The 11,015-nt window shown below is 75.7% G+C and carries 9 protein-coding genes and 1 pseudogene; 5 read left to right on the top strand and 5 right to left on the bottom strand.

Annotation, left to right across the window (positions count from 1 at the left end; all coding sequences use genetic code 11):
• The first annotated feature begins 579 nt into the window (after positions 1-579).
• Entirely contained in the window at positions 580-783 is a 204-nt protein-coding gene (locus tag MW084_RS00685) for a cold-shock protein (RefSeq protein WP_010468190.1), read from the top strand.
• A 175-nt stretch (positions 784-958) separates the two neighbouring features.
• Positions 959-1,330, top strand: coding sequence for a phage holin family protein (locus MW084_RS00680; RefSeq protein ID WP_158684294.1), 372 nt, complete (start codon positions 959-961; stop codon positions 1,328-1,330).
• Positions 1,331-1,445: 115 nt separating this feature from the next.
• On the opposite strand, the gene MW084_RS00675 is transcribed toward MW084_RS00680, so the two are convergent.
• Positions 1,446-1,853 carry a hypothetical protein gene (locus tag MW084_RS00675; protein ID WP_010468193.1) on the bottom strand — a complete coding sequence of 136 codons (408 nt, stop codon included), beginning with the start codon at positions 1,851-1,853 and terminating at the stop codon, positions 1,446-1,448.
• A gap of 194 nt (positions 1,854-2,047) precedes the next feature.
• Positions 2,048-2,488 (bottom strand): nuclear transport factor 2 family protein, encoded by a 441-nt coding sequence (locus MW084_RS00670; RefSeq protein WP_010468195.1) that lies wholly within the window; start codon positions 2,486-2,488, stop codon positions 2,048-2,050.
• 400 nt (positions 2,489-2,888) lie between these two features.
• Between MW084_RS00670 and MW084_RS00665 the strand changes: the two genes are divergently transcribed.
• Both MW084_RS00665 and MW084_RS00660 read left to right on the top strand, forming a co-directional pair.
• Complete coding sequence (locus tag MW084_RS00665; protein WP_039828631.1) at positions 2,889-3,203, top strand: hypothetical protein; 315 nt, start codon at positions 2,889-2,891, stop codon at positions 3,201-3,203.
• Positions 3,204-3,895: 692 nt separating this feature from the next.
• Complete coding sequence (locus MW084_RS00660; RefSeq protein WP_010468200.1) at positions 3,896-5,086, top strand: phospholipase D-like domain-containing protein; 1,191 nt, start codon at positions 3,896-3,898, stop codon at positions 5,084-5,086.
• Positions 5,087-5,096: 10 nt separating this feature from the next.
• On the opposite strand, the pseudogene MW084_RS00655 reads toward MW084_RS00660, so the two are convergent.
• Positions 5,097-5,945 (bottom strand): annotated as a pseudogene (locus tag MW084_RS00655) (RNA polymerase sigma factor SigF); the annotation flags it as partial.
• A 371-nt stretch (positions 5,946-6,316) separates the two neighbouring features.
• On the opposite strand from MW084_RS00655, the gene MW084_RS00650 reads away from it, so the two are divergent.
• Positions 6,317-7,048 carry a 3-keto-5-aminohexanoate cleavage protein gene (locus tag MW084_RS00650; RefSeq protein ID WP_029553250.1) on the top strand — a complete coding sequence of 244 codons (732 nt, stop codon included), beginning with the start codon at positions 6,317-6,319 and terminating at the stop codon, positions 7,046-7,048.
• 164 nt (positions 7,049-7,212) lie between these two features.
• On the opposite strand, the gene MW084_RS00645 is transcribed toward MW084_RS00650, so the two are convergent.
• Positions 7,213-7,791, bottom strand: coding sequence for a maltokinase N-terminal cap-like domain-containing protein (locus MW084_RS00645; protein WP_010468206.1), 579 nt, complete (start codon positions 7,789-7,791; stop codon positions 7,213-7,215).
• A gap of 188 nt (positions 7,792-7,979) precedes the next feature.
• The gene (locus tag MW084_RS00640) at positions 7,980-10,715 is read right to left on the bottom strand and encodes a LuxR family transcriptional regulator (RefSeq protein WP_010468207.1); all 2,736 of its coding nucleotides are present in this window, start codon (positions 10,713-10,715) and stop codon (positions 7,980-7,982) included.
• Positions 10,716-11,015 lie beyond the last annotated feature (300 nt).

Here is an 11,015-nt window from a genome sequence, read left to right as displayed (position 1 = left end):
ACGGGCACGGGCACGGTGCGGGTCCCGCCCGTCCCGTCGCGGCCCCCGTCCGGAGCCGGACCGGTGCCCCTCGCAGCCGTGTGGACGGCGGGGACGTACGGCGGGGTCCGCGGACGGCACCGCCCACGACGGGCGGACCGGGAGGGAGGAGGCCCGTTCGGGTCGTACGGCGGTGGGCGTCAGCGGCGGCCCGGGGCCGCCCCGGTCGAGCCGCAGCGGGGCGGACCGAGTCACCCCGCCCCGGTCTCCCGCTCTGACCTGGGCGTTCCGCTCCGGTCCTCCTCCCCGCTCCGGCATCCCCGGGCCTCCCTCCCACCCCGCCCCACGGGTTCGTGCGGCGCGGCGCGTGCCGGTGCCGGGGCGTCCGCCACGGGGCGGAGGGCGACGCGACCCCGAGCGGAAGGGAGTTGCTCTCTGGTGATGCGCGTTTTCGCGGTGTAGCGTCATGGTCAGATGTCGTGGTTCGCAGTTCCTGCCCACGCTGAGGCGTGGGCTTCTTGCTGTGCAGTGCCTGAGAACCAGGGCGATCACCTCCGGGCTCGCGCGGTGCGGGCCCGACATCGACTGAGAGGCATGAGCATGGCCACCGGAACCGTGAAGTGGTTCAACTCCGAAAAGGGCTTCGGCTTCATCGCGCAGGACGGCGGCGGTCCGGACGTCTTCGCGCACTACTCCAACATCAACGCCAGCGGCTACCGCGAGCTCCAGGAGGGCCAGGCGGTGACCTTCGACATCACGCAGGGTCAGAAGGGCCCGCAGGCGGAGAACATCACCCCCGCCTGAGCCGCCGGTCGGACGACCACCAGGGCCCCGGAGCCGCCCAGGCTCCGGGGCCCTGCCCCGTTGCGGCGGCGGTCCGGAGCCCGGCCCGCCGGAACGCCGCGGGGCCTCCGCGGACGCGCCCCGGGCCGTGTGCCGCGGACCGTATGAGCGGGAAGGCGGCGGGTAGACGGGGGCCATGTCGGATTCAGCCGAGAGAGTGGTCGCCGTGGTGGTCGAGGAAGCGATGAGCGTACGCGAGGAGTTGGGCGGCAACGTGGCGGAGGCCGTCGAAGGGACCCGGAGCGGGCTGTCGGCCATCGCGGCCGGGGGAGCGTGCGGCCTGCTCGCGGCGCTGACCGCGCACTCCGCCGTCCAGGAGCGCCTGGCCCGGGCCTGGTCGCCGGGCGCCGCCGCAGGGGTGCTGGCCCTGACCTACGTCTCCGGTGCCTCGGCGCTCTTCCGCTACGGGCAGGCCAGGCTGCGCCGGGCGCGTGAGGCGTCCCGCGAAGCCCTGGAGACATCCCGCGACGCGGTGGTGCGCACGGCGGACGAGCTGGCGCGCGGCTGAACCGCCCACGGGCGGCGGACCCGGGACACGACGGACCCGGCCCAGGTGACGGGCGCCCCCACCGGTTCGACCGGTGGGGGCGCCCGTCACCTGGGCCGGACGGCGAGCGGAGGGGTCAGCGCACCCGGACGTCGATGACGGGGGAGACGACCTGCCTGCGGGCGTCCACCAGGCGCAGCTTGTTGTGGCCCCGCATGCCCAGGACGACGCGCATGGCGTACATCGAGCGGGAGTCGGTGTTCACGGAGGCGGGGAGGGTGGTCCAGCCGCGCCGGTCCGTCTTCTGCTGCAGGGTGACCCGCGTGCCCGGGGGGACGTCCCGGGCGACGCCGCGGACCCGGAACTGCTGCCAGGCACGTACGTCCGTCGCGGACGCCTCGGCCGAGGACCTCGGGGCGGTCGCGGCGGCCGGCCTGTGCTGCGCGGGGGCGGGTGAGGCGACGGCCACCGCCGCACCGACCGAACCGGCCACCACGGCCGCCGCGGCGATTCCGGCACCCCAGGTACGTACGGACTGACGCATGCTCTGTCTCCCAGGTGAGGAAGGGGAAGGATTCACCGGAAACGTAAGCACATGAGGAGATAACCGGATTGTTTGACACGGCGTCAGGTGACTTGTGTACCCCGTCCAGCCGCGTCCCCGACTCCCGACTCCCGACTCCCGACTCCCGGGCGCCGGGCCGACCCGGTCCCGCCGCCGCCCCGGCGCCCGCGCCCTCAGGGGGAGCAGGCCTCGGCGATCGCCAGGCCGTCCTCGTAGAGGTGGTGACGGGTGATCCGGCCGCCCTCGACGGTGAGACGCAGCGCGAACGGGCCGGCGAAGGACTTGCCCGTCGCCCGCACGGTCCCCGACAGATGCCCCGTCAGGACGGCGTCGGTGCCGTCGACGAGGAAGGCGTCGACGGATACGCGTGCGTCCTCGGGCACGGTGTGCTCCGCCAACTCGGCCGCCTGCGCCGCGCATTCGGCGGCGGTGGACCGCGGGCGGATCCAGGGGACGGTGGGGTTGTCGGCGAGCAGCCAGTCGACCTCGTCGGCGAAGAGCGCGGCGACCCGCTCGGTGTCCCCGGCCATGCGCGCGGCGAGGAACTCCCGTACGACGGCCCGGGTGGTCTCGGTGGCGGAATCCGCCGTGGTGGCGGAAGGGGTGACGGACATGGTGTCCTCCTGACTGCCGTGCCGGGCCCCGGCGGGACCCGCGATGCCCCCGATCCTGCCGGGTGGGGGTGAGGGCGGTCGATTACCTCCGGGGTAAGGGCCCTGCCCCGGTGACCCCGGGAGCCGCACGCGCCGGTCACCGCTCCTCCCCGGGCCCACTCCGGCGCCCGGGCCCGCAAGACCGCCCATGGGCCCGCGAGACCGCCCCCGGGCCCGCAAGACCGCCCATGGGCCCGCGAGACCCCCCCGGGCCCGTGACCGACTCCGGGGGCGTCCGGCCGAGGACACCCCGGCCGTGCGGAGGGACCCCGGCCCGGCCGCCGGGCTGCCGCTCGTCCCCGTACCCGCACCGGCGTGCCGCCCGGCCGCATGACCGGCGCTTTCCGGGTAGTCGGACGGTATGGCAACACGACGCAAGCAGTACGCGGTGGCCGCCTCCGGGCAGTGGACGGAGGAGGAAGAGGGGCGGCGGCGCAGGCTGCCCGCCGGGGAGGCCCACGCCTGGGAACCCGGCCGGAACGAGACCGTGTGCGGCCTCTCCCTCAGCCGCTCGCAGCTGGGGCGCTTCGCCCACGTCCCCTGGACCGACGTGATACCCGAGTCCGGAGGAGCGGCCGACCGGGTCCAGCGCCTGTGCCCCCGGTGCGCCGCGGCCGCCGGGCGCCGCGGCGAGGACGCGCGCCCCCGGTGGCACCGCACGAACCCCCGCCCCTGACGGCCACCCGCCGAAGCGCCCCCCGGGTACGCGGCGGGTCCTCCGCCGCTCCGAGCGTGCCCCGGTCCGCGCCGGGCCGGAGGAGGGTCCGGACGCCGGGCCGGCGGGGCCGGCCGTCCCGGCCGGGGGCCCCGAGCCGCTCCCGCCCCTCCGCCCCCTCTCTCGGCTTCGGGCGGCCCGTCTCCCTGGAATCCTCGCGAACCGCGGACCTTCGCACCCCCCTGTGCTTCCCCGCCTTTCCCGCGTTCCCCGCCGCCCCGGCCTCGGCGCGCCGTGGCGGGGCCTGCGGGCACCCGCTCCCCGCCCCGGGTCGGGCCGTCCGGGGCGGGGAACCCCTGCCGGTGGTCCGGTGAGGACCCGCCGGGGCCGTGACGGGCGGTACCGGAGTGCGGGCGCGGACGGCGGGTATGAGGGGGGCCGACCGTGTGCGTACCCTTGGCCGGCGAGAGACATGGCCGCAGGTGAACGCGGGTGGAGGTGCGGCCGCCGGGTACCTGCGGTAAGGGTGGCCGGCGGCCCCTCCGCCCCGGCCCCGTCAGGTGACCGCCGCCCGCCGTCGGCCCGCCGGGCGCCGCTCAGGGAGGTACAGAACCGATGTTCCGGGACTTCGGCGTCGAGTGCGCCGCGCACAAGCCCCCACTCGCCGTCCGCGCACCCGCTCGTACACCCACCCGTGCCCTGGAGGCCGCCATATGACCACCTCACCCGGCGGTACCGCCGCCGACAGCGACGAGCGCAAGCAGCGGCTCAGACGGCGACTGGAACGGCTGATCGGCGTGGCCGCGACGGAGGGGAACGAACTCGTCGCGCTGCGCAACGGAGATGAGATCTTCCCCGCCATGCTGAGCGCCATCCGCGCCGCCCGGCACACCGTCGACATGATGACGTTCGTGTACTGGCGGGGGGAGATCGCCACGGAGTTCGCCGAGGCGCTCGCCGAGCGTGCCCGTGCCGGGGTCCGCGTCCGGCTGCTGCTCGACGGTTTCGGCGCCCGGCAGATAGAGACGGGCCTGCTCGACGCCATGGACGCGGCCGGGGTGCAGATCGCCTGGTTCCGCAAGCCGGTGTGGCTCTCGCCGTTCAAGCAGAACCACCGCTGCCACCGCAAGGCGCTCGTCGTCGACGAGCGCGTCGCCTACACCGGCGGCGTCGGCATCGCCCAGGAGTGGTGCGGGGACGCCCGCAACCCGGGGGAGTGGCGCGACACGCACGTGCAGCTCCGCGGGCCGGCCGTGGACGGCGTCGCCGCGGCGTTCGCCCAGAACTGGGCCGAGTGCCACGACGACCTGTACGACGAACGTGACCGCTTCACCGAGCAGGACCAGTACGGCACGTCGATCGTCCAGGTGGTCCGCGGGTCGGCGAGCATCGGCTGGCAGGACATGCAGACCCTCATCAGGGTCATGCTCACCTCCGCCGAGGAGCGCTTCCGGCTGGCCACCGCCTACTTCGCGCCCGACACGTACTTCATCGACCTGCTGTGCGCCACCGCGCGGCGGGGCGTACGGGTGGAGATCCTGCTCCCCGGCGCGTACACCGACCAGCGGGCGTGCCAGCTCGCCGGGCAGGCCCACTACACCGACCTGCTGGAAGCGGGGGTGGAGATCCGCCAGTACCAGCCCACCATGATGCACGCCAAGATCATCACCGTGGACCGGGTGGCGTCGCTGATCGGCTCGACGAACTTCAACCGCCGCTCCATGGACCACGACGAGGAGATCATGCTCGCCGTGCTCGACGAGGACTTCACCGCCACCCTCGACGGCCACTTCGACGAGGACCTGGCCCGCAGCGTGGCCATCGACCTCTCCCGCTGGAAACGACGAGCCGCCTTCCAGCGGGTGCGGGAGGCGGCTGTCGTTCCGATCCGGAGGTTCCTGTAGGGGCTGCGGGCCCCGCGGTCAGCATGCCCTCGCGCAGGCGCTTGAGGGTGCGCGACAGCAGACGCGACACGTGCATCTGCGAGCACCCGAGCTGCTCGCCGATTTGCGCCTGCGTCAGCTCCTCCACGAACCGCAGGTGGAGGATGCGCCGGTCGCGCTCGTCGAGCTGGGCGATCAGCGGGGCGAGGGCCTGGAAGTCCTCCACCAGCTCCATGGCGGGGTCCTCGGTGCCGATGAAGTCGGCCAGCGCGGTCTCGCCGCTCTCGTCGCCGCTGATCGCGGCGTCCAGGGAGGAGGAGTTGTAGCCGTTCGACGCGAGCCGGGCCTCGATGACCTCCTCCTCGGTCAGGCTCATCAGCTCGGCGAGCTCCTTGACGGTGGGCGTGCGGCCCAGCCGGGTGCGCAGCTCCTCGGTGGCCCGCGCGAGTTCGACGCGCGCCTCCTGCAGGCGGCGCGGCACGTGCACCGCCCACGAGGTGTCGCGGAAGAAGCGCTTGATCTCCCCGACGATGTACGGGACGGCGAAGGTGGTGAACTCCACCTCGCGGGACAGCTCGAACCGGTCGATCGCCTCGATCAGGCCGATCATCCCCACCTGGACGATGTCGTCCATCTCGTCGCTGCGGCTGCGGAAGCGGCCCGCCGCGTACCGGACGAGGGACATGTTCATCTCGATGAGGGTGTTGCGCGCGTACTGGTGCTCGCGCGTGCCCTCCTCCAGGACCGCCAACTGCTCCAGGAAGAGCTTGGTCAGGGCCCGAGCGTCCTTCGGCGCGACGTTCCGGGGGTCCGCCACCTCCGGCAGCGTGGCGATACCGCCGATGGCCCTCGTGTTCGTGTCGGTCGTCGCCACCGTCATCGTCGCCTCCTTCGTTCACGGATCTCTTCCGACCCCGTACGGGTCGACGTGGCCTCGCCTACCCGCAAGTCCCTCCTGCATGCACACCTATTTTCCACGGGACGCGAAACGGGTCCGCTCCCGCGCCGCCGCACGGCGGCGCGGGACGAAGGGGCCCCGTCCCGGCCGGGGGAGCGCGGCCCGCGGGCTGCCCGCCGGACCGGCCGGGAACCGGGGCATCCGCCGCTCCCGCCGGGCGGGTTCGGGCCCGGCGGGGAGCGGCGTCCTCCCCGGGCGCCCTTGGAGGGAGGGGCGGCGGACGCCGGCCCTCCGTCCCGCCGTTCCGCTCCGGCCGGTCCCGGCGGGGAGGGCGGCCGTGGCATCATCACGGGGTGATTCAGGCGTGTCTGAACGGCGGCCGGACGGCGAACGAGCACCCGGGCGTCCCCGTGACCCCCGAGGCGCTGGCCGAACAGGCCCGGGCCGCACAGGCGGCCGGGGCCGCCAGCATCCACATGCACCCCCGCGACGCCCACGGCCGCGAGACCCTGCACCCCGCCGACATCGACGCCGCGCTGAAGGCGGTCAGGCGGGTCTGCACCGTCCCGGTCGGGGTCTCCACGGGAATCTGGATGACGGGAGGAGACCCCCGGCGGCGGCTGGACGAACTGGCCCGCTGGCGCGACCTGGCCGAGCCGCCGGACTTCGCCTCGGTGAACATCGGCGAACCGGGATTCGGCGAGACCGTACGGCTCCTGCTCGATCTGGACATAGGGGTGGAAGTCGGCATCTGGTCCGAGGAGGACGCCAGGACGTTCGTCACCGGGCACCGGGCGGACCACTACACCCGCCTCCTGGTGGAGGTCATCGACCGGCCGGTCGAGCGGTCGATCGCGGACGCCCGCAGGATCCTGGACGTCCTGGCGGCCGTGGAGGACGACGCCGTACCGGTCCAGCTCCACGCCGACGGCGACGCCGCCTGGCCCGTGCTGCGCCTGGCGCTCCGATGGGGCCTGGAGACGCGCATCGGCCTGGAGGACACCCTGCTGGACGCCGACCGCTCGCCCGCCGAGGACAACGCGCGGCTCGTGGCCCAGGCGGTGCGGCAGCGGAAGTGCCCGTAGGACCGCCACGGAAGCGCCGGTGGCCGACGTGCCGGCGGCGGCCGGCCGCGTACGGGGCGGGGCGGGCGGCNNCCTCGGCGGCGGGGCCGGGCCGCACCGTACGCGGCCCGGCGGCCCCGGACGCCTCGCCGCCGGGGCGGACCGGTGCCGCGGACGGGCGGGCGCTACCGCGCCGCGACGGTTGCGAGCACTCCCCGCACGGCCGTCCCGTCCGGCCGGGTCCACCCGGCGACGAGGTGCCCCGACGGCTCCTGCGCGGTGCCGTCCGCCGGCAGCAGGACGCGGTTGATCCGCACGTCGTGCCCGTCGTGGGGGCCGTCCCCGTGGACGGTGACCGTCGGGTCGGGGGTGTCGCTCTCGCTCTGGTGCTGCGGGGCCGCCTCGCCGCGCAGGAGGGCGCGCAACTGCGCCGTCACCACCGGGTCGTGGGCACCGTCGTAGACCCAGCGGGTGCCGAGCACCCCGTGCTCGCTGGTGCCGATCAGCGCCTCGGCGGGGGCGCCCTGGAGAGCCGCGCCGCGGTAGCCCATCGGCACCAGGTACGTCACCGGCTCCCGCCCGGCGACATCCGACACGATCATGAACTCGATCCCGACCTCGCCCGCCGGGTCGTCCAGCCGGAACCCGCCGGCCTTGACCAGCTCCGGCGTCCCGCCGCCCGTGTACCAGCTCTGCTTCGGCAGCCAGTCGGTGAGCAGTTCCAGCTTGCTGGGGGTCAGGGTGGTGCGGTGGATGGATGCCACGGGAGATCCCTCACGCATAGGTCGGCGCCCGCCTGTTGACGGACCGTCACCGAACCTACAACAAGGGACGGACACGCCCCCCGGCGGCGGGGACGCCCGCCCTGCCGTCCCCGGCACGGCCGGTGGCGCGGCGCGCGCCCGCGCCCACCGGCGGGCCCCGGTACCCGGTCCGGCACCGGCCGGACCGGTCAGCCGAGGCGCCGGGGCAGGTCCTGCCGGGACAGCGCACCGGTCTTCCGCATGGCGCGGGCGATGTGCTGCTCCACCGTCCGGGGCGACAGGTGCAGCGTCGTGGCGATCTCCCGGTTCGTCAGCCCGGACGCCGCGAGCTCGGCCACCTCCAGCTCGCGCGGCGAGAGCTGGTCCGCCTGGGAGGGGCGGCCGGGCCGCCGCTTGTCCTTGGCCGGCTGGTACGCGCGCAGGACCGCCCGGCAGCGGGCCGCGTCCCAGACCGCCCCCAGGTCGCCGAACCGGTCGGTGCACGCCCGCAGCTCGGCCACCGCCTGCGCCGTGGCGCCGTCGCCGTCCCCGGCGGCCCCCTCCGCACCGGACCGCTCGGCGCCGGCCTGCCCCAGGGTGTCGAGCGCCCCCGCCTCCAGCAGGCAGCGCGCCGCGTTCTCCGCGTTCAGCGCCTGGGCGTAGGGGCGGGGCAGGGCGGCGTACGCGTCCGCTGCCGCGCGGTACAGGCGTACGGCCTCCCGGCGCCGGCCCACCACCTCGGCCAGCACCGCCTGCCCCCAGGTGAGGGCGGCGTGGGCGACCGGCGCGTCGCGGCCCTCCAGCCCCTGGGCGAAGGTGTGCAGCACATGCTGGGCGGTCTCCGCCTCGTCCGCGCGCGCCAGCGCCTCCACGGCCCACGGCACCAGGTCCGCCGCCCAGACCCAGACCCCCTTGGCGGTGACGGCCGTCCACGCCTCGCGGGCCGTCTCCGCCGCCTCGGACACCTCCTGGCGCGCCAGCGCGAGACGGATCAGCGCGCCGGCCGTGGCCGCGGCCAGCGGCGCAGGCGTCTCCTCCGGTGCCGTCGCGTCGTCGCCGGACAGCCAGGACAGCGCCGTCCCCCAGTCGCCCTGGGCGAAGGCGAGGAGACCGCGGACCATGCGGGCGTCGGAGGCGAGGAGGGGCATGTCGGACGTCGCCTCGACGAACCTCTCGCACCGCTCGGCCAGCCCGCCCCACCGGCCCGTCTGCCACTCCAGCAGCAGCCGCGTGCCCAGGGCGGTGTGCTCGGTGTACGGGGCGCCGTTCCGCGCGGCCAGGTCCAGGCCCGCCGCCAGCATCTCCTCCGCGCGCCGGTAGTAGCCGAGCCAGGCGGCGGAGTCCGCGGCGTTGCACAGTCCGCGCGCCGCGTGCAGGCGGGAGCTCGGGTCCGGACTGTCCACGGGGAGCGCGTCCACCAGGTCCCAGGCCTCCGGGTCGCCGAGGCTCATCGAGAAGGACAGGCGGTTGGTGAGGACGGCGGCATGGACGACCTCGTCCCCGCTCTCCTCCGCGAGCCGCGCGGCGGTGAGGAGCCACGCCCGGTGCGCCTCGGCCGATGGCCCCGGCCACTGCGGGAGGGAGAGCGCCGCCATCGCCCGTGCGGCCAGGTCCGGACGCACCTCGGCCAGCTCGTCGGCGGCGAGCTCCAGCTCCCGCATCCCCTGGCGGATCCTGCCGAGCTGGTTGTTCAGCAGGAGCCCCAGGTCGAGCCGGAGCTCGCCGCGGACCGCCAGGGGGAGGGAGGTGTCGCGGACGATGTGGTTCAGCACCTCGACGGTCTGGTCCGAACGCAGTCCGACGACGGCGCTGCGCGCCAGGAGCGGAGCCAGCCGGGCCCGCGCCTGCGGCGGCACCGACGGCGAGGTGAGCGTCGGCTCCAGCAGGTCGATCGCCTCCTGGTGGCGGCCCGACTCGGCGGCCGCCCGGGCGGCGTTCTCCACGGCCCGCAGCCACCCGCGGACGTGGCCGCAGGCCCTGTGGTGGCGGGCCAGCGCGGCCCAGGGCACCGGCTGCCGGCGGGCCACCGCCCGGGCCGCCCGCCGGTGCATCTCCTGGCGCACCGGGCCGGGCACGGAGCCGTGCACGGCGAGCGCCGCGAGGGGGACGGGCAGTCCGTAGCGCCCCTCCTCCCGCTCGGACAGCGCGGCGCACTCCAGGGCCGCCAGCAGGGCGCGCCTGCCCTGCTCCGGTCCGAGACCCGACACGGCGACCAGCTCGTCCCGGTCCGCCGGCTCGTCCAGTACCGCCGCCGCCCAGACGACGGGCCGCTCCCCGGGGGGCAGGCGCAGCGTCCGGCTCAGGACCAGTTCCGTCAGCCGGACCGGCACGCCGAGTCCGTCCAGGCCGGCGACGGTGTGCTCCTCCGGGGGCCGCTCCCGCAGGAGCGCCAGCAGGTCGACCACCACCTGCGGCACCCCGCCGGAACGTTCCCGCAGCCTCGCCGCGACCTCGGGCGGGCAGGGACCGCCGAGCGCCTCCGCCGCGGCGCGGCCGACCTCCTCCGTGCCCCACGGCTCCAGCCGGTGACGCACCACGGTGAGCTCCGCCGGGTAGCCGACCGGCGAGGCGCCGAGCGGGAGACCGGGCACCTCCAGCTCCTCGGGACGGTAGGCCACCACGGCCGTCAGGCCCGGCCACGGCGCCTCCAGCAGGCGGCGCAGCCGCTGCCGCTCCTCCGCGTCCGCCTGGTGCGCGTCGTCCACCAGGAGCAGCAGGGGCCCCTCCTGCCGCACGGGCTCGGGGCGGGAGTCCGGGTCCCCGCACCGCCACGTCAGGCGGGTCGTCCCCGCCGCCTCCGGCGAGGCGCCGATCTCGTGCAGGAGGCGGGTCTTGCCCATGCCGGCGGCGCCCTCCACGAAGACCAGCACCGGCCCCGATCCGGTGGTGCCCGCCAGGGGCCACCGCGGGGTGGGCTCCCCGGCGGACTCGTGTGTGGTGACCACGCGACCGTCCCATGACTTTCGAGTTCCCGGCTCCCGGCACGCGGTGACGCCCGGTGACCGGAGGCCGTACGCCGTCCCGGCCGGGGTTCGCCCCCGAGCCGGCCGGTGCCCCTCGGCGGAGCCCGGCGTACCGGGGCGTCGACGTCTTCCGGTCTCCCAGGATGTCCCCGCGGCGCCGTCGCGGCAACGTATCAGAGGGGCGGCGCCCCGTTCGTGGAGGGGTGAGGACGGCGGGCGGGGGAGGCCCGTGCGGCCGGCCGGTCGAGGCGNCCGGGACGGCGCCGCGGGGACATCCTGGGA

Origin of the sequence: Streptomyces sudanensis, assembly GCF_023614315.1 — a bacterium.
Classification (GTDB): Bacteria; Actinomycetota; Actinomycetes; order Streptomycetales; family Streptomycetaceae; genus Streptomyces; species Streptomyces sudanensis.
This window is presented reverse-complemented; position numbering and strand designations above follow the sequence as displayed.